We start from the raw sequence: 18812 nt of genomic DNA on the forward strand, positions 1-18812 counted from the left end.
ACCGACGCGCACCGCGCCTCCTCCCCGGCTCACGTCTCCAATCCGACCATCGGAAGCCGCATGACCACAGCTCTCTACCTCACCAGGCGCGTCCTGCAGGCGCTCGCGGTGATCCTCATCGTCACCGTCGTGGTGTTCTGCCTGTTGCACGCGCTGCCCGGCGGCCCCGCCCGCGGCGTGCTCGGCGTCTCCGCGACCCCCACGCAGATCGCCCAGTTCAACCAGGCGCAGGGGCTCGACCAGCCGCTGCCCGTGCAGTACCTGCGGTTCCTCGGTCGTCTGCTGACCGGCGACCTCGGCACCTCGTACACGCTCAACGAGCCGGTCTCGCAGCTCATCGCCGAGCGCCTGCCGAAGACCCTCGTGCTCACCGGCATCTCCGCGGTGCTCGGACTCGTCGTCGCGATCCCGGTCGGGATGCTCCAGGCGGCCCGCCGCAACGGTGCGGTCGACTACGCCGCCACCGCCCTGGCGTTCGTCTTCTACTCGACGCCGGCGTTCTTCCTCGGCCTCGTCCTGATCATCGTCTTCAGCCAGCAGCTGCCGTGGCTGCCGTCCCAGGCCCCGAGCGGCACCACCCTGGCCGAGGTGTTCCAGGACCCGGCCGGACTCGTGCTGCCCGTGGTGACCGGAGCCCTCGCGATGATCGCGGTGTTCAGTCGGTACATGCGCGCCTCGACGCTCGAGAACCTGCAGGAGGACTACGTCCGCACCGCCCGTGCCGGCGGCGCCTCGACCGCGACGATCCTGCGGCGGCACGTGTTCCGGAACTCGCTGACCCCGGTCGTCGCGATGCTCGGGTACTACCTGCCGGTGCTGTTCGGTGGCGCGCTGGTGACCGAGCAGCTGTTCAACTACCCCGGCATGGGGCTGCTGTTCTGGAACGCCGCACAGTCCTCCGACTACCCGACGCTGCTCGGCTGCGTGCTCGTCATCTCCATCGCGACCGTCATCGGCACCCTGCTCGCCGACGTCGCACAGTCCCTCATCGACCCGCGAGTGAAGGCGAGCCGCGCATGACCGCCGTCCAGATGGCCCCCGAAGCCCCGGGCGCCCCCGTCACCGTCGCGGCCACCGGGTTCCGGCTCGCCGCCCGCCGGTTCCGGAGCAACACCCTCGCCGTGATCGGCCTCGCCCTGATCGTCGTCATCGTGCTGTTCTGCTTCGTCGGCCCGTTCGTGTACCCGACCGACCAGACCCACACGCTGCTCGAGCAGGCCAACCAGGGCCCGAGCGCCGCGCACTGGCTCGGCACCGACGCCGTCGGCCACGACGTCCTCGGCCGCCTGATGTACGGCGGCAAGGTCTCCCTGATGGTGGGCATCGCCGCCGGGGTCCTGGCCACCGTCGTCGGCACCCTGTGGGGTTCCGTCGCCGGGTACGTCGGCGGCTGGGTCGACGCCCTGATGATGCGCGTCGTCGACGCCGGCATCGCGATCCCGGCCCTGTTCATCCTGCTCGTCATCTCGGCGATCACGAACCCCGGCGTCGGCGGTCTCATCGTCATCCTCGGTCTGGTGTCGTGGCTCGTGCCCTCCCGCCTGATCCGCGCCGAGACCCTGACGCTCAAGAACCGCGACTACGTCCTGACACTGCGCGCGATCGGCGGCTCGCACGCCCGCGCCATCGGCAAGCACCTGCTGCCGAACTCGGTGTCGACGATCGTCGTCGCGGCGACGTTCCAGGTCGCCGACGCGATCCTGCTGGTCGCCTACGTCTCGTACCTCGGGCTCGGTGTGCAGCCGCCCGCGACGGACTGGGGCGGCATGCTCTCGGCGGGACTCACCGCCGCCTACTCCGGACGCTGGTGGCTCATCGTGCCGCCGGGTCTGGCCGTGATCCTGGTCGTCTGCGCGTTCAACGCGGTGGGCGACGGACTGCGGGACGCCTTCGACGTGCGGGGCCGCTGATGACCAACGAACCGATCCTGCGGACGACCGACCTCGGCGTCTCCTTCAGCACCGAGTCCGGCACCGTCGACGCCGTGCGCGGGGTGTCCCTGTCGGTCGCCCCCGGCGAGACCCTCGCCCTGGTCGGCGAGTCCGGCTCCGGCAAGTCCACCGTCGCCCTCGCCGCGATGGGCCTGCTCTCCGGCAACGCGACGGCCTCGGGCAGCGCCGTCGTCGCCGGACACGAGGTCGTCGGCGCCCCCGAGCCCGAACTCCGGGCCCTGCGCGGCTCGACCGTCTCGATGGTCTTCCAGGAGCCCGCGACCGCCCTCGACCCGCTCACCCGCGTCGGTGCCCAGATCGCCGAGGTGATCCGGAACCACCGTGACGTCTCCGCGTCCGCCGCCGCGGCCGAGGCCGTCGACCTGCTGCGCCGGGTCGGCATCCCCGACCCCGAGTCGCGCACCCGGTCGTTCCCGTTCCAGCTGTCGGGTGGGCAGCGTCAGCGCGTGGTCATCGCGATGGCGATCGCGAACGCGCCGAAGCTGCTCATCGCGGACGAGCCGACCACCGCCCTCGACGTCACCGTGCAGGCCGAGATCCTCGAGCTCCTCCGTGCGCTCGCCGTCGAGACCGGCACCGGCGTGCTGCTCGTCACGCACAACATGGGGGTCGTCGCGGACTTCGCCGACCGGGTCGCGGTCATGCTCCAGGGCGAGATCGTCGAGACCGGTGGGGTCGAGGACGTCCTGCTCCGCCCCGAGCACGAGTACACCAAGCGGCTCCTCGCGGCGGTGCCGCGGCTCGACGTGGCGGGCGATCGTCCGTCGGCTCCCGTCACCGACGCGGAGACCGAGCCGGCCGGGAGGCCCGGTGCGGCCCCGGTGGTCGACCTGCGGGACGTCTCGGTGACGTTCGGGCGCGGGGCGCGCGCCGTCCACGCGCTCGCGGGCATCGACATCGCGGTGCACGCCGGTGAGACCGTCGGCCTGGTCGGCGAGTCCGGCTCCGGCAAGTCGACCGCGGCCCGGGTGGCGCTCGGGCTCGTCAAGCCGACGTCCGGCACGGTGTCGCTGTTCGGGCAGGACCTGCGGACCGCGAAGGGCCGTGACCGACGTGCACTCCGCTCCGGCATCGGCGTCGTGCTGCAGGACCCGGTGGCGTCCCTCGACGCCCGGATGTCGGTGGCCGAGTGCATCGCGGAGCCCCTCGCCGTGCACCGTCGCGGGATGTCCTCGGCCGATCGTCGTCGTCGCATCGACGAGGTGCTCGACGCCGTCCGGCTGCCGCGGACCCTGGCGTCCCGTGCCCCCCGAGAGCTCTCCGGCGGGCAGCGCCAGCGGGTCTCGCTCGCTCGGGCTCTGGTGCTCGAACCGCGGTTGCTCGTCGCCGACGAACCGACGTCGGCGCTCGACGTCAGCGTGCAGGAGACCGTGCTCGAGGTCCTCGGCGAGCTGCAGGACGACCTCGGCTTCGCGTGCCTGTTCGTCTCGCACGACCTGGCCGTCGTGCAGCACTTCGCCGAGCGCGTCGTCGTGATGCGCCAGGGCGTCGTCGAGGAGCAGGGCACCACCGGCACGACGCTGCTGCACCCCACCACCGACTACACCCGGCGTCTGCTCGCCGCGGTGCCGGTGCCCGACCCCGTGCTGCAACGGCAGCGTCGGACGGAGCGCCTCGCCTCACTCGCGGCGGTGACCGCGTGACCCGGGTCCTGGCCGGGGTCGACGTCGGCGGTACGAACACGAAGGTCGTCCTGACCACGCCCGACCTCGAGGTCATCGACCGCCTCGACCTGCCGACGCCCGCCCACGCGGGCGGGGCGGCGATCGTGACGGCCGCACTCGGGGCCGTGACGGGTCTGCTCGAGACGCACCGGGCCTCCTTGGCGGGTGTCGGGGTGGGCGCGGCCGGCGTCGTCGACCGGACCACGGGGACCGTCCTGGTCACCGGCAACTCGTTCACGGGATGGGCCGGGTACGGCGTGACCCGCGCGGTGACGGACGCCCTCGGCGTCCCCGCGACCCTGGACAACGACGTGAACGCGTTCCTGCTCGGCGAGATCGCCACCGGCGCGGTCGTGGGGGAGTCCGACGTGCTCGGGATGACCCTCGGCACCGGCGTCGGCGGCGCGCTCGTGCTCGACGGGCGGCTCTTCGCCGGCCCGCGCGGTGCCGCCGGCGAGATCGGCCACGTCCCCGGCTTCGGCGACGCCCGGTGCACCTGCGGGCAGACCGGGCACCTGGAGACCATCGCGGGCGCGCGCGGCATCGCCGACCGCTACGCCGAACGCTCCGGGCGGATGCTCTCGGCACGGGACGTCGCCGTCGCCGCACGCGGTGGGGACGCCGACGCGGCCGCCGTCTTCGCCACCGCGGGGTGGGGCCTGGCGCGGGCCGCACTGCTGACCGCGGGGATCCTCGACGTCACCACCGTCCTGATCGGCGGCGGGATCGCTCGGTCCTGGGACCTGCTCGAACCGGCCATCTCGGCGGCGATCGCCGCGGAACCACCCGTCAGCGGGGCGACGATCCGGCTCGCGCAGTCGACGCTCGGGTCCGACGCCGTGGCACTCGGCGCAGCGGCGCAGGTGCGGGCGCGCGTCCTGGAGCCGGAGACCGCGTAGCGGGGGAGCGCCCGGTCAGGGCACCCAGACGACGATGCCGCGCAGGTCGTGGAGCACGGCGGCGAGTCCGGCGCGCAGGCCGCGGGCCGCGCGGTCCTCGGTGAAGGTCTCCGGGTCGTAGTGACTCGACGGCCCGAGGCCCTCGCCGCGGAACCCGCCGCCCGTCCAGTCCGCCGCCGTGACGTTCGACGTCGGCTCCGCGATCTCGGCACCGACGACCAGGAACTGCTGGTGGAGCGCGGTCGGCGAGACGGCCGCGAGCGGGTCGACCATGTGGTTGCCGACGGTGATGACCAGGTCGGGCTCGGCGTCGACGGCGCGCAGGACCGCGGCGATCCGGTCGTCGGGGCCCTTCGCCGAGACCGGGTTGACGGTGACGTCCTCGTCCGCGGCCCACGACTCGACGGCGTCGAGCAGGGTCCGGGTCGGAGCGTCGGCGGCGTCACCCGCGTCGGAGAGCAGCACGACGTCGTAGCCGGCGGGGGCGTGCACCCCGGACCACGAACCGGGCTCGGGGTGGATGGTGGCCTCGGGTGCCGGCGGCTGGTCGGGGTCGGAGAACCCGGTGCCCAGGACCCCGGCCGAGGCGTGCGCCGACGCGGTCGCCGTCGGGGCGGTGCCGGTACCGCCGGTGGTGCCGTTCGACGCCCCGGAGCAGCCGGCCAGCAGCGCGGTGCCGGCCGCGGCGAGGGCGACGGCGGTCAACAGGGAGGTCGTCCGGGTGGCGGGGCGGATCACGGCACCATGCAAGCACGCCCGACGGCCGCTCCGGGCTGGTACGGGGACCTGTCCGACCGCCGTCCCGTTGCTGGTCACCGGTTGTTCACCTGCCGGTCGTCTGCGGGCCGGATCGTCTGCGCGTGCCCTCCGGAACCACCGCCGCGCTCCTGCGCGCCCGCCCTGCCCGCTCCCTCCCCCTGTTCGCGCTCGTCGGACGGGTCGTCGCCGCGCTCGTGCTGCTCGGGGTGGTCGTGATCGGCGTGCTCGCGGGCGCGGCACCGGCGTCGGCGCACGGCTTCAGCTCGGTGGTCTACGCCGACGTCACGTCCACGAAGCCGACCGTCGTGCAGGCGAAGCTCGGGCTCGAGTACGACCTGATGCTCGTCTCGGTGGCCACGAGCGAGCACGACGACGCGCTGCACGAGCAGGGGCAGCAGGCCTGGGACGACGGGGACTTCCCCGGCATGGTCTCGGCTGCCGAAGCCCACACCGACGCGATCGGGAAGTACGTGTTCGACCGGTTCCGGGTGACCGGAGCCGGTGGGCAGGCCTGCACGGGCACGCTCGACGACACCGTCACGGTCGACCTGCAGGACGAGGTGCCGTACGCCCACGTGACCGCGGACTTCACCTGTCCGGAACCGTCGGAGACGCAGTCCGGGCACGTGGTGTCGTCGGAGCTCTTCCCCGACGACGAGACCTTCGTGCGCGACACCAAGACGATCGTCACCTACGACGTCGACGACCGGACGGGTTCGGCCACCCTCGACGCCTCGCAGCGCACGTTCTCGACCGAGCAGTCCGCGGGTGAGCGCTTCTGGGAGTTCTTCCGGCTCGGCGCCGAGCACCTGCTGACCGGGATCGACCACATCCTGTTCCTCGTGGCGCTCATCGCCGGGTCGCGTCGCCTGCGCGAGGTCGTCTACACGGCGTCCGCGTTCACGATCGCCCACTCGATCACGTTCATCCTCGCCGCCCTCGGTGTGGTCAGCCCGCCCGCGATCGTCGTCGAGCCGCTCATCGCCCTGTCGATCGCCGCGGTCGCCGGCTGGTACCTGTGGCGGCTCTGGCGTCGTCGATCGCGGGCCGACGAACTGGTGGTCGGCGAGCACGGACACTTCTCGCTCGACCGCGCCGGCTGGACCCGCCTGGCCGTCGTCTTCGCCTTCGGGCTCATCCACGGGCTCGGGTTCGCCGGGGCCCTCGGCATCCACGAGGCGTTCTCGTGGCAGCTGCTGGTCTCGCTCCTCATCTTCAACGTCGGCATCGAGGCCGTGCAGCTCGCGATCATCGTCATCGTCTTCCCGCCGCTCTCGCTGCTGCGGCGGAAGGCGCACCGGGTGTCGCTCTGGGTGACGGGCGCCGTGACCGCCGGCGTGTTCGTGATGGGGATGATCTGGTTCGTCGAGCGGCTCGCGGCTGGCTGATGCTCGCCACCGAACTGCTGGCACGTCGCGTTCGTTCCTGAACAGCGACGAACTGTCACTCAGCGTTTACCAAGACGTTTTGCAGTGCATGCAGAGTCTTCCGTGCTGCACCATCCCACGTCTGAGAAACGGACCAACATGAGTCTCCTGTCCGGCGCCACTACCCGGCGCAGAACCACCACCCTCCGCGTCTGCGGGGCCGTCCTCGGGGCCGCGCTCATCGCCGGTGCCTCGATGGTCGGCACGAACGCCGCCACCGCTGCGACGAACACCCCCACCACCAACATCTCGACCGGTGGCCCGATCCACATCCTGCTCGGCGTCGGCGCGACCGAGAGCCAGCGCATCGCCTCGTGGTACTTCCCCACGAACGTCGCGCAGTCGCTCGAGATCCAGAAGACCGCGTCCATGACGGACGGCGTCTTCACGGACGCCAAGCAGACGGTCGCCGCCTCGGAGGCCGCGAACACCGCAGCCGACTCGAGCGCGACCGACTCGAACACCAAGAGCATCCCGGGCATCGCCGCCGAGTCGGGCTACATCAACGCCCACGCGACGATCTCGGCCCTCGAGCCGAACACCTCGTACACGTACCACGTCGGTGCGGCGGACGGCTCGGCCTGGTCCGCGTCGTACACCTTCACCACGAAGAGCTTCTCCGGCGACTTCGACTTCCTGTTCTTCGGTGACCCGCAGATCGGTTCGTCCGGCTTCACCGACGACGACGGCGCCGGCTGGGCGGACACGCTCAAGTACGCCACGTCGACCGAGCCGGACGCCGAGCTCCTGGTTTCTGGTGGTGACCAGGTCGAGCACGCCAACAACGAGTACGAGTGGGGCGCGTTCGCGGACAGCAGCGACGTGCTGAAGCGCTACCCGTGGGCCTCGACCATCGGCAACCACGACGTGGGTGGCAAGGCCTACGAGCAGCACAACCAGGTGCCGAACTCCCTCAAGGTGCCGGACTTCTACCCGGGCGGCAACACGACCGCGAACTCGGGTGGCGACTACTGGTACATGTACAAGGGCGTCCTGTTCATCGACATCAACTCGAACGCCTACGCGGCCGGTTCGGACGCTGCCCACGTGAACTACGTGCGCGACGTCATCAACCGCTACGGCGACGACGCGAAGTGGACGACGCTGGTCTACCACCACTCGATCTACTCGCCGGCCGACCACGCGAACGACCGTGACAACCAGCAGCGCCGGTTCGACTTCACGCGTTCGTTCTCGGACATGGGTGTCGACCTCGTCCTGCAGGGCCACGACCACTCCTACTCGCGCAGCTACGCGATCAAGAACGGCAAGAAGGCCAACGTCAACGAGCAGCCCGCTGCTCCCGAGGTCTTCTCCGGCCCCGGCGGCGTCATCTACATGACGGCGAACTCGGCCTCCGGTTCGAAGTACTACGACCTCACCACCCCGGACGCCACCCAGGGCTACGGCGCGGACCCGCTCGACCCCAGGGGTGAGCGTCACTTCGCCAACTCGGTCGAGAACCAGGAGCACGTCCGCACCTTCGTGAAGGTCTCGGTCACCGACGACAAGCTCGCCGTCGAGAACATCCGCGCCAGCGACTGCACCACGCTCAACTCGGCGGTGCAGCACGGCAAGGTGGACAGCTGCGGTGTGACCCTCCAGCCGACGGCCACGGCCGACCCGGCTGCGATCGGTTCGACGGTCGACAAGTTCAACCTGCACGCCACGCTGCCGACGACGACCACCACGCTCACCGCGTCGGCCGCCGAGCAGACCTACGGCACCGCCAAGCCGGCCACGGTCACCGCGACCATCGCCGGTGGCATCGGTACCCAGCAGGGCACGGTGACGTTCAAGGACGGCAGCAAGGTCCTCGGCACCGCCCCGGTCAAGGACGGCGCGGCCAGCATGACGCTGCCGAAGACGCTCGCCATCGGCAAGCACGCGGTCACGGCCTCGTTCGTCAACGCGGACCCGGTCTACTCGGGAACGGACTCGAAGACGGCGAAGGCCATGACGGTCACCGTCGAGAAGGCCCCGTCCCGCACCGCCATCAAGTACAGCGGTGGCAAGGCGACCGTCCAGGTGAAGGCCACCGGCTTCAGCGTCGACGGCACCGCCCGGATCTACCAGGGCTCGAAGCGCCTCGCCACCGTCACGGTGGACAACGGCGTGGTCACGTCGAAGCTCCCGCTGAAGAAGGGCACGCACAACCTGCACGCCGTCTTCGCCGGGACCTCGGAGCTCAGCACGAGCACCAGCCCGACCATCAAGGTCGTCATCAAGTAGCACCCGGCACCAGCAAGGGCCCCGCGATCCCGATCGCGGGGCCCTTCGCCGTGTGTCCGGGGGTGGGCGACCGGTCCTACCCGGGACCGGCGCCGCACCGGCTGACGGGAGACCCGAACTCCCTACCCGTCCGCTGGTGAGAGCGGCCGGTCAACCTGTGGTGAGCATGCGCTCACAGGCCGGGATCGCCTAGGCAGCCAGGCCAACTGCCAGGCTTTGGGCGAATGTTCAGACATTCCTAGGTAATCACTGTGGAGAAGCGCATACTTCGAGCCACCGAGAATGCGCGCTCGTCGCCGACGTCACCCCGCCTCTCCTTGCAGGAAGCGGTCGGACCGTGCAGGCTCGCCATCTCAGACGCAGTTCCCTCCTGGTCGTGTCGGCGGCTGCCGTCGCCGCGCTGGTCACCCTCGGGACCGGTGGCGGAGCATCCGCCGCGACGGTCATCGACGGTCCGGTCAACCTCGGCACCGCATCGACCTACGGTGTCCTCGGCGCGAGCGCGGTCACGAACACCGGCCCCTCCGTGATCAACGGCGACCTCGGGTTGTCGCCGGGCACGTCCATCACCGGCTTCGGCGGCGCACCGAACGGCGTCGTCAACGGCACCACGCACCAGACCGACGCCGCGGCCGCACAGGCCCAGCGCGACACCACCACCGCGTACAACGTCGCCGCGTCGCTCTCCCCGACCCAGACCGGTCTGACCGAGCTGAACGGCCTCTCGCTCTCACCCGGCGTGTACTCCGGCGGCGCCCTCGCCCTGGCGAACAACGGTGCGCTGACCCTCGCCGGCAGCGCGAACTCCGTCTGGGTGTTCCAGGCCGCGTCGACCCTGACCATCGGGTCCGCCAGCCAGATCGTGATCACCGGCGGCGCCAGCTCGTGCAACGTGTTCTGGCAGGTCGGCAGCTCCGCCACCGTCGGCACCGGCGCCCAGTTCCAGGGCACCGTCCTGGCGCAGCAGTCCGTGACCGCCACCACCGGCGCGACCGTGCAGGGCCGCCTGCTGGCCCGCACCGGCGCCGTGACCCTCGACACGAACACGATCACGGCCTCCAACGGCTGCCCCGCACCGGGCACGCCGTCCGAGTCGCCCACCATCACCTCGGGCACCCCGTCCGACGGCACCGTGGACGTGCCCTACTCGTCCACCGTCACCGCGACCGGCACCCCGAACCCGACCTTCACCGCCACGGGCCTGCCCGACGGCCTGACGATCGACAGCACCACCGGCGTCATCTCCGGCACCCCGACCACCCCGGGTACCTCGACCGTGACGATCACCGCGTCGAACGGCACCAGCCCGGACGACACCCAGACGGTCACCATCACGGTCCGCGCCCCGGCACCGGTGCCCACCGCGACACCCACCCCGACGGCACCCGCAGTGGTGCCCACCGCCACCCCGAGCGGCCCCGCAGGCGCCGGCGGCGGCGGTGGCGGCGGAACCGACCAGCCCACCGGTGAGCTCGCGTTCACCGGCTCGGACCCGACCGTCCCGCTGAGCATCGCCGCGGCACTGCTCGCCGCGGGTGCCACGCTCATGGTCCTGCTGCGTCGTCGTCGCCGCACCGTCGGCCGCATCTGATCGACCCGCACGATCGACGGCCCCGCGACCCTGGTCGCGGGGCCGTCTGCGTGCCGTCACCGGCCTTGCGGTCGGTCCACGTGCCCGATTGCATGGGGGCATGCGGACCGACTGTGTCTTCGACGACGTGCCACGGGCCTCCCGGCTCGTCGAGGACGACCTGGTCGTCGCGCTGCTGGACCTGAACCCGGTCTCGCCCGGGCACAGCCTGGTCGTCCCGAAGCGCCACGTGGTGTCGTGGTTCGACGCCACCACGGACGAGGTCGCCGCGATGACGCGGCTCGTGCGCGCACTCAAGCTGGTGCTCGACGACCGGTACCGACCCGACGGGTACAACGTCGGGTTCAACGACGGCGCGGCAGCCGGGCAGACGGTGTTCCACGCCCACCTGCACGTGATCCCGCGGTACGGCGGCGACGTGCCGGACCCGGCCGGCGGCATCCGGCACACGGTGCCGGGCCGGGGCCACTACTCGCCCGGCACCCGGTGGTCGCACCCGTGAGGACCCTCAGGTACTGAGCCGTCACCTCATCCTCCAGGACGATCCGCGGCGAGCAGCGCGCTCCCTACTGTTGGCGACGGAGCGTGCGGTGGCGCATGCCCGTCGCACCAGGGGAGATCCGACGTGAACCGTTCGCCGAGACGCCGTTCCACCATCGCGCTGCAGATCGCGTGTTCGACACTCATCGCCGGGGCGCTCGCCGTCTCCGGCACGATCGCGGCGTTGCCGGCCACGGCCGCGCCGGGCGACGGGTCCACCGCCGCGACGGGGACGACCACGATCACGACCCCGGGCACGCCCGTCGCGCAGGGTGACGACTGGACGGTCACGCCGACCGACGGCGGGTACACCGTCGTCCTGACCCTCGCCGACCCCCTGCCGCTCCGTGCGGCGGCCCCCGTCCTGCTCGTGGACGGCACCGACATCGGCGTCGCGCAGACGAGCCTCGACCAGCGGCAGCTGACGGTCACCACGACCGACCCCGCGGTCGCCGATGCCCGCAGCGTCGAGCTCGGCTGGACGGGCGAGACCGACCTGCAGGGCAACCGGCAGGCCGCCACCGCGCCGCAGACGGTCGCGCCGAGCGAAGCCCCGGCACCCCTGACCGACGACCCGGCGGCCGCAGGCCAGTACGCGGTCACCCGGGCCGACTACGACCTGGGCAACGAAGCCGAGACGATCAAGGGCTTCGGGCGCAAGGGCGAGATGCGTGCCGCCGTCTTCGTGCCGAAGGACGCCCCGGGCAAGCGCCCGGTCGTGGTGTTCCTGCACGGCCGCCACGAGGCGTGCTACGGCGGCACGTACAACCCGAAGGCGTGGCCGTGCGGGAAGGGACAGACCGACATCCCGAGCTACCTCGGCTACAACGCAGCGGCGACCGCGCTGGCGAGCCACGGCAACGTCGTCGTGTCGATCTCCGCGAACGCGATCAACGCCCTCGACGGCAGCTACTCGGACGACGGCGGAGCGGTGGCCCGCGGGCAGCTCGTCCTCGACCACCTCAGCCTGCTGCAGCGGGCGGACGCCGGACAGGAGCCCCGGCTCTCGCCGCTGCTCACCGGCAAGCTCGACCTGCAGGACGTCGGCCTCATGGGCCACTCGCGCGGCGGTGACGGCGTGGTCCGCGCGGCCCTGCTCAACACGCAGCGCACGAACCCCTTCGGCATCCGTGCCGTCCTGCCCCTGGCACCGACCGACTTCGGGCGCATGACCCTGCCGGACACGAACACGGCGGTCGTCCTGCCGTACTGCGACGGCGACGTGTCCGACCTGCAGGGACAGCACTTCTACGACGACTCCCGCACCGCCTTCGGGGACGACGTGCTGCGCTCCTCGGTGCTGGTGATGGGTGCGAACCACAACTTCTTCAACACGACGTGGACGCCCGGCAAGTACGCGAAGGCGTCGTCGGACGACTGGTACGACGAGTCCGACGCGGTCTGCGGGGCGAAGGCGAAGCACACCACGCGGCTGTCGTCCGACCAGCAGTACGCCGTCGGCACGAGCCTGATCAGTGGCTTCTTCCGCCTGACGCTGGACGGTGAGCAGCAGTTCCTGCCGATGTTCGACGGCACCAACCGCCAGCCCGCCGCCCTGGGCACGGCCGACATCCGGGTGAGCGCCTCCCAGCCCGGCGCGAGCCGGCGTGACCTCGCCCTGTTCGACACCGCGAACCCGGCGATCACCACGACCGGGGCCCTGACGGCGAAGACCTGCGCGAGCACCGACAACCTGCCCGCGAAGCAGATCCTGCCGGCGTGCGTCTCGATCTCGTCCAACGCCCCGGACTACACACCGGCGTACCTGGCGTCGTCGGTGCCGGCCACCCCCGCCCTGCACGTCTCGCCCACCAAGGCGGCGACCGGCGGACAGGTGCACGTCCCGGTGGCTCCGGCGGCCGGTGACTTCACGGGGTTCCAGGCGCTGTCGCTCCGCCTCACCCCGGACGACACCGCGACGACGAACGCGAACGTCTCGATCACCCTCCGCGACGCGACCGGTGCCGTGGCGACCCGACGCCTGTCCGACACCAGCCGTGCCGGACAGCTGCTCCCCGGTACCCGGATGGCCCCGCGCAAGACGATCCTGCAACAGGCGCGCATCCCCCTCGACACGTTCACCGGCATCGACCTGACGTCGGTGCGCGAGGTGACCATCGACGTCCCGCAGAAGAACAGCGGGGTCCTGCTGAGCGACCTGTCGCTCGTGCCCGCTGCGACCCTCGGTACCCCGGTGGTCACGAAGCGTCCCGCCGCACGCATCGCGGACCGGTTCGTCGACGAGGGCCGCACGCGCACGGTGGTGCGGGCAGCGGTCGTGCTCTCCCGACCGGCCGAGCAGGCCACCACCGTGTACTTCGACCTCGACCAGGCGTACGACGGGCGCATCCGCCCGGCGGTGCAGCCCGTCACGTTCCAGCCCGGTGAGGTCTGCCGCGCGGTCGCGGTCTCGGTGAACGGTGACCGCACCCCGTCGTTCTCGCGGACGTCGGACTACGCGATGACCCTCAGCAACACCCAGGGCGGATCGGTGATCGGTGACTCGGTCGGCACGATGCGCATCCGCGAGGACGACGGCGTGCGCAGCGTGAACGGACGGCCGGCCGCGTCCGCTCCGGCGGTCGGGACCCCGGGTGACGCGTGCGCCGAGGCGCAGGCGTCCAGCACGGCCATCGCCGTGACGCCGACGAGCAGCCGGAAGGGTGCCAAGGTCGCGATCTCGGCGACGGGGTTCCGCGCCGGGGAGTCGGTCACCGTCAGCATCGACGGCGGTCGCGCCACCCGCACGACGGCCAACGCGGACGGCAAGGTCCGCCTGAAGATCACGAAGGCCGTGGCGGCGCTGGCACCGGGCACGCACGTGGTGCACGCCCGTGGCTACGGCTCGGACCAGCGGGCCCGGGGCACCTTCACGACGACGAAGTAGTCGTGCGCGGTCCGGAGCGTCCCGAGCGAACCCTCAGGACGCTCCGGCCCCGATGAGGTCGGCGAGTGGGACGTCGTCGCGCGCCACGGCGGCGGCGACCTGGCTCAGCGAGCGCTGGTGGGCGCGGGCGTAGCGACGGATCATGCCGAAGGCCTGCTCGACGTCGACCCCGGCCGCACGTGCGAGGTACCCCTTGGCCTGCTCGATGGCGACCCGGCTGTCGAGCGCACGCTGGAGCTGCTCCGCGGTGAGGGTCGCGTGCTCGAGGGTCCGTTGCTGCAACAGGCTGATGGTCGCGACGTCGGCGAGGGCCTGCGCGGCTCGGGCATCGGCTCCGTTCAGCGCCCCCTCGGTCTCGCGGAACAGGTTCAGCGACCCGACGGTGGTGTCCCGCAGCCGGAGCGGGATGGCGTGGACCCCCGCGTACCCGCGCGCCCGCGAGGCCTCGGCGAACCGCGGCCAGTGCTGCCGCAGGTCGTCGGCGTTCTCCGACGTCACCAACCGGCCGGTGGTCACGGCGGTGATGCAGGGCCCCTCGCCGGCGTTGAGCTGGAGCAGACCGATGAAGCTGCTGCGCTCGCTCGTCGAGGCGACGACCCGCAGCTCGTCGTGCTTGTCGAGCAGGTGGATGGCACCCGCGGCGGCGTCGAACAGCTCGACGGCCCGGTCGACCAGCGTCTGCAGGACGTCGACCACGTCGTAGTCCGCCACCAGGCTGTCGGTGAGGGTCACGAACGTCTCGACCAGTCGTGCTTCGCGTACGTCGGTCATGTGGGGAACGGTCCTTCCGTCGAGCAGGCGGGACAACCGTAGCCGAGCAGCGGACACGCGGACCTGTGGCTTGCACCGAGGAGCGCGGCGGCTCTAGCGTTGGACCAGCAGCCCAAGACCCCGGCCGCCGGAACGATCCTCCATTCCGATGACGACCAGGGAATCCATGACCACGCAGCACGCCGGTACCAGCCCGCAGCGGGAGACCAGCTCGAAACCCCTCACCGGCGGCTACCGGAAGACCGGCTCCCCGGCCGGGCCGCGGACCGGCGGCACCTCGTCCTACTCCGCGCTGTTGGCGCAGGTGAAGGAAGCCGGGCTGCTCGAGCGCCGTCGGGGGTTCTACTGGGCGCTGTTCTCCGCGCTCGTCGTGGCGACGGCCGCGTGCTGGGTCGCGTTCGCGTTCCTGGGTGACTCGTGGTTCCAGCTGATCGTGGCCGGTGCGCTGGGTGTGCTGTTCACGCAGTTCGCGTTCCTGTCGCACGAGGCCGCGCACCGTCAGGTGTTCGCGTCCCAGAAGTGGAACGACCGTGCTGGCCGCTGGGTCGGGACGTTCCTGGTGGGCCTCAGCTACTCGTGGTGGATGAACAAGCACACGCGTCACCACGGCAACCCGAACACCGTCGGCAAGGACCCGGACATCGCGCCGGACGTGATCCGGTTCCTGCCGGAGGAAGCCGCCGCCGTCAAGAACGGGCCGCTCCGGGTGTTCGTGCAGTACCAGGGCTGGCTGTTCTTCCCGTTGCTCACGCTCGAGGGCATCAACCTGCATCGGGCTGCGGTCATGTCGGTGCTCCGCGGGACGGGTGGGCGCAATGACGTCCGGGGGCGGGTCCTCGAAGGCGCCTTGCTCGTTGCCCGTTTCGCGATCTACCTGACGGTGGTGTTCTGGTTCCTGCCGTTCGGGATGGCGTGTGCGTTCCTCGGGGTGCAGCTGGCCGTGTTCGGCGTGATGATGGGTGCCTCGTTCGCCCCGAACCACAAGGGCATGCCGACCATCGCCCACGACGCAAAGGTCGACTTCTTCTCCCGCCAGGTGCGCACGTCGCGCAACATCCGTGGCGGCTGGTGGGTGTCGTTCCTGATGGGTGGCCTGAACTACCAGGTCGAGCACCACCTGTTCCCGTCGATGCCGCGTCCGGCGCTGAAGCAGGCTCGCCTGCTCGTCCGTGACCACTGCGACACCCTCGACGTGCCGTACACCGAGACCACGTTGCTGCGCTCGTACGGGATCGTCGTCCGGTACCTCAACCGCGTCGGCCTCGGCGCCCGCGACCCCTTCGTCTGCCCGATGGTCACCGAACTCCGCATCCACTGACCGCCGCCCCGTGCCGAACCTCCCGAACGAACCGCAGCAGCTCCGAGCGGCGGTGGTCGTGAACCCGACCAAGATCGACCCAGCCCGCCTCCGAGCGGTGCTCGGCGCCGAGGAGCGCGCGCACGGATGGGCCGAGTCGCTCTGGTTCGAGACGAGCGCTGACGACGACGGACGGGCGGCTGCCCGGGCCGCGCGCGACGCCCACCCGAGCGTCGTCCTCGTCGCCGGTGGTGACGGCACGCTCCGGGTCGTCGCCGCGGAACTCCGCGGCACCGGGATCCCGGTGGCGCTCCTCCCCAGCGGCACCGGCAACCTGTTCGCGCGGAACCTCGGTCTGCCCCTCGGCGACCTGGTGCGGTCCGTCCGAGCGGGCTTCAGCGGGACGGACCGCCCGATCGACGTCGGGTTGGCCGACCTGACCGACCCGGCGGGCACCACGACGTCGCACGCGTTCCTGGTGATGACCGGCATCGGGCTCGATGCGAGCATGGCCGCGGACACGAACGCGTGGGTGAAGAAGCGGTTGGGGTGGGTGGCCTACTCGGATCCCATCGCCCGGTCCGTGATCGGCAACCGGCAGATCCCGGTGCACTACGGGATCGACGACGGCCCACTCCGCAGCATGAGCGCCCACACGATCATCGTCGGGAACTGCGGCACCCTGACCGCGGGCATCCTGCTGCTCCCCGCGGCGCGACCGGACGACGGCATCCTCGACGCCGTGGCGTTCCGGCCGGCCGGGTGGTTCGGCTGGACCAAGGTCGGGTACGCCCTGACGCTCAACCGCTTCTTCGCGCGCACCCGGTTCGGGCGACTCCTGGCGCGGGTGCTGCCGACCTCACGCGCACTCCGGTACACCCGGGCACGGACGCTGCGGCTGACCGTCGACACCCCGGAGCGGGTGCAGCTCGACGGCGACGCGTTCGGCGAGGTGGTCGCGGTGACGCTCACCACCGACCACCACGGCCTGGTGCTGCGGACGGAGCCGGACGGGCTGCGGACCCGACGGGCCTAGCCGGTGCTGCCGAGGTCGGCGCCCCGGTGCACGACGTCCTCCGCCATGGCCCGGATCCCGCGGCCCGCACCGGCAGCAGCACGTCGCAGGATCTGGAACGCCTCGTCCATCCGGATGCCCCGTCGGTACGCGAGTGCGCCCTTGGCCTGTTCGAGGAGCTCCCGGGCCTCGAGCGCGTCCTCGACCTGTTCCTCGATCGTGGTCGACACCCCGCGGTCGCGCTGTCGGACCAGGGCAGCCGAAGCCGCGTCGGCGAGCAGCTGCATCAGCACGACGTCCTGGTCACTGTGCCCGCGGGTGTGGTCGGCGAAGACGCACAGGGAGCCGATGGTCCGGTCCCGCAGACGGATCGGCTCGGCGAACGTGCCGTGCAGCCCGCGTTCGCGCATCGTCGCCGAGAACGCCGGCCACTCCGACTCGTGCGTCGACACGTCGGGCACGTCGATCGTCTCGCCGGTCCGGTAGCAGTCGAGACACGAGCCCTCGTTCGTCCCGAGCTGCGCTTCCTCGGCCTCGCTGCTGCGCTCGCTCGTCGAGGCGATGACCTGCAACGCACCGGACCGGTCCGCGAGCACGACCCCCGCCTCCGTCGCCGAGGTCCCCTCCACGCACGCCGCGATGACACGGTCCATGGCGTCGAGCACCTCGAGGTCAGGGTCCAGGGCCGGAGTCAACCGATCCGGCAGGTTGATCGCGTCACTGGTCGTCATGCTTCGACGCTACGACCAGACCGATGGCGCACGGCTCAGCCAGTTCGCGTACCGGATCACGGCGTTCGAGTCCGCAAGCAGCCGCGTCCGTCGAAGTGCGGACTGGTGCGACCCCTGGACAGGGGGTCAGGATGACGCATCAGTTGCACAGAGCAACTGGCAGGTGCTTCACCGACAGAGGAGTCGTCATGAAGAAGTCCATCGCAGCCGCGTTCGCCGCGGTCGCCGTCATCACCGCCGGCGTGTTCGCCGCTTCGCCCGCGTCCGCGCTGCCCGTCAGCACGAAGGTCGTCGGCGGCGAGAAGGCCCCCACCACCTCGTGGGCGGTGCAGCTCGAAGCCTCCGGCGGGAGCATCCCCTCGGGCTACGTCAGCAACTGCACCGGCGAGCAGCTCAACGCCTCGTGGATCCTCACCGCCCGGCACTGCATCGACGGCATCGGCGCGATGAACGTGTACCACTCGAACTCCACCGTCAACCGCGGCACGGCCGTCGCCGTCGACCGCGTCAGCGCCTCGCCGGCGGGTGACATCGCGCTCGTGCACCTGCGGACCGCCTACTCGCTGTCCACCTACGCACCCCTCGACCTCACCGCGACGGCCAAGTCGAGCGGCACCGGCACCATCCAGGGCTACGGCCTGCGTGCGAACGCGACCCAGTCCGACGGCCTGTACCAGGCCACCGTCTCGCTCACCGGCGCGAGCACCGACGCCTTCAGCGGTCGTGCCCAACACCTCACCGGCGTGACCGGTGCCTCGAACCACGGCGACTCGGGCGGCCCGCTGCTCGTCAACGGCAAGGTCGTCGCCGTCTGCTCCACCGGCGACAGCGCCGACCCCGGCGCGAACACCAAGGCCGGCTCGAACTACGCCCTGCTGTCGCAGGCCTCGTCCTGGATCCGGACCACGGCCGGCGTCTGAACCACCTGACGGACTGGAGGCGCGGTGTCAGCTGGCACCGCGCCTCCAGTCCGTCCCCGCCCGTCTCCAGAACCGGGGTCGCCTGCTCGGCGTCCGTCACCCACCAGCTGAGCGCCCGTGCGGGCGC

15 protein-coding genes are annotated in these 18812 nt (G+C 71.4%); 12 read left to right on the forward strand and 3 right to left on the reverse strand.

All coding sequences use genetic code 11. The features are described from left to right. Positions 1–60 precede the first annotated feature (60 nt). From DEJ01_RS10185 to DEJ01_RS10200, 4 genes are read left to right on the forward strand one after another with little or no spacing between them, the layout of a single operon-like run. Positions 61–1020, forward strand: a complete 960-nt coding sequence (locus DEJ01_RS10185; RefSeq protein ID WP_027467218.1) for an ABC transporter permease — start codon at positions 61–63, stop codon at positions 1018–1020. Continuing rightward, positions 1017–1910: an ABC transporter permease gene (locus DEJ01_RS10190; protein ID WP_111024068.1), complete on the forward strand. Its 894-nt coding sequence runs from the start codon at positions 1017–1019 to the stop codon at positions 1908–1910. The genes DEJ01_RS10185 and DEJ01_RS10190 overlap by 4 nt, the downstream gene beginning before the upstream one ends. Then, on the forward strand, positions 1910–3595 hold the full coding sequence (locus tag DEJ01_RS10195; protein ID WP_111054782.1) for an ABC transporter ATP-binding protein: 1686 nt from the start codon (positions 1910–1912) through the stop codon (positions 3593–3595). The genes DEJ01_RS10190 and DEJ01_RS10195 overlap by 1 nt, the downstream gene beginning before the upstream one ends. Then, positions 3592–4515: an ROK family protein gene (locus tag DEJ01_RS10200; RefSeq protein ID WP_071404784.1), complete on the forward strand. Its 924-nt coding sequence runs from the start codon at positions 3592–3594 to the stop codon at positions 4513–4515. The genes DEJ01_RS10195 and DEJ01_RS10200 overlap by 4 nt, the downstream gene beginning before the upstream one ends. Before the next feature lie 15 nt (positions 4516–4530). Here the strand turns inward: DEJ01_RS10200 and DEJ01_RS10205 are convergent, their stop codons facing one another. After that, positions 4531–5253 carry a hypothetical protein gene (locus tag DEJ01_RS10205; RefSeq protein ID WP_111092896.1) on the reverse strand — a complete coding sequence of 241 codons (723 nt, stop codon included), beginning with the start codon at positions 5251–5253 and terminating at the stop codon, positions 4531–4533. 122 nt (positions 5254–5375) lie between these two features. Here DEJ01_RS10205 and DEJ01_RS10210 point away from each other — a divergent pair, with 122 nt between their 5' ends. From DEJ01_RS10210 to DEJ01_RS10230, 5 genes are all read left to right on the forward strand, one after another. Then, entirely contained in the window at positions 5376–6662 is a 1287-nt protein-coding gene (locus DEJ01_RS10210) for a HupE/UreJ family protein (RefSeq protein ID WP_181438415.1), read from the forward strand. A 138-nt stretch (positions 6663–6800) separates the two neighbouring features. Then, a complete protein-coding gene (locus tag DEJ01_RS10215) occupies positions 6801–8933 on the forward strand; it encodes an Ig-like domain repeat protein (protein ID WP_111092897.1) in 2133 nt (710 codons plus the stop codon). Positions 8934–9309: 376 nt separating this feature from the next. Next, entirely contained in the window at positions 9310–10524 is a 1215-nt protein-coding gene (locus tag DEJ01_RS10220) for an ice-binding family protein (protein ID WP_239001383.1), read from the forward strand. A 100-nt stretch (positions 10525–10624) separates the two neighbouring features. Then, on the forward strand, positions 10625–11026 hold the full coding sequence (locus tag DEJ01_RS10225) for an HIT family protein (RefSeq protein ID WP_111092898.1): 402 nt from the start codon (positions 10625–10627) through the stop codon (positions 11024–11026). Positions 11027–11149: 123 nt separating this feature from the next. Next, entirely contained in the window at positions 11150–13951 is a 2802-nt protein-coding gene (locus tag DEJ01_RS10230) for a hypothetical protein (RefSeq protein ID WP_111092899.1), read from the forward strand. A 33-nt stretch (positions 13952–13984) separates the two neighbouring features. Here DEJ01_RS10230 and DEJ01_RS10235 read toward each other — a convergent pair whose 3' ends face one another. Beyond that, positions 13985–14722, reverse strand: a complete 738-nt coding sequence (locus DEJ01_RS10235; protein WP_111092900.1) for a GAF and ANTAR domain-containing protein — start codon at positions 14720–14722, stop codon at positions 13985–13987. A 166-nt stretch (positions 14723–14888) separates the two neighbouring features. Between DEJ01_RS10235 and DEJ01_RS10240 the strand changes: the two genes are divergently transcribed. Continuing rightward, positions 14889–16040, forward strand: coding sequence for an acyl-CoA desaturase (locus DEJ01_RS10240; protein WP_111092901.1), 1152 nt, complete (start codon positions 14889–14891; stop codon positions 16038–16040). Positions 16041–16050: 10 nt separating this feature from the next. Beyond that, the gene (locus DEJ01_RS10245) at positions 16051–17055 is read left to right on the forward strand and encodes a diacylglycerol kinase family protein (protein WP_111092902.1); all 1005 of its coding nucleotides are present in this window, start codon (positions 16051–16053) and stop codon (positions 17053–17055) included. Here the strand turns inward: DEJ01_RS10245 and DEJ01_RS10250 are convergent. Beyond that, the gene (locus DEJ01_RS10250) at positions 17052–17765 is read right to left on the reverse strand and encodes a GAF and ANTAR domain-containing protein (protein WP_111092903.1); all 714 of its coding nucleotides are present in this window, start codon (positions 17763–17765) and stop codon (positions 17052–17054) included. The genes DEJ01_RS10245 and DEJ01_RS10250 overlap by 4 nt on opposite strands. A gap of 188 nt (positions 17766–17953) precedes the next feature. Here DEJ01_RS10250 and DEJ01_RS10255 point away from each other — a divergent pair, with 188 nt between their 5' ends. Next, positions 17954–18685, forward strand: a complete 732-nt coding sequence (locus DEJ01_RS10255; RefSeq protein ID WP_084740785.1) for a trypsin-like serine protease — start codon at positions 17954–17956, stop codon at positions 18683–18685. Positions 18686–18812: the final 127 nt, after the last annotated feature.

This window comes from Curtobacterium sp. MCLR17_040 (assembly GCF_003234735.1).
GTDB classification, from domain to species: domain Bacteria; phylum Actinomycetota; class Actinomycetes; order Actinomycetales; family Microbacteriaceae; genus Curtobacterium; species Curtobacterium flaccumfaciens.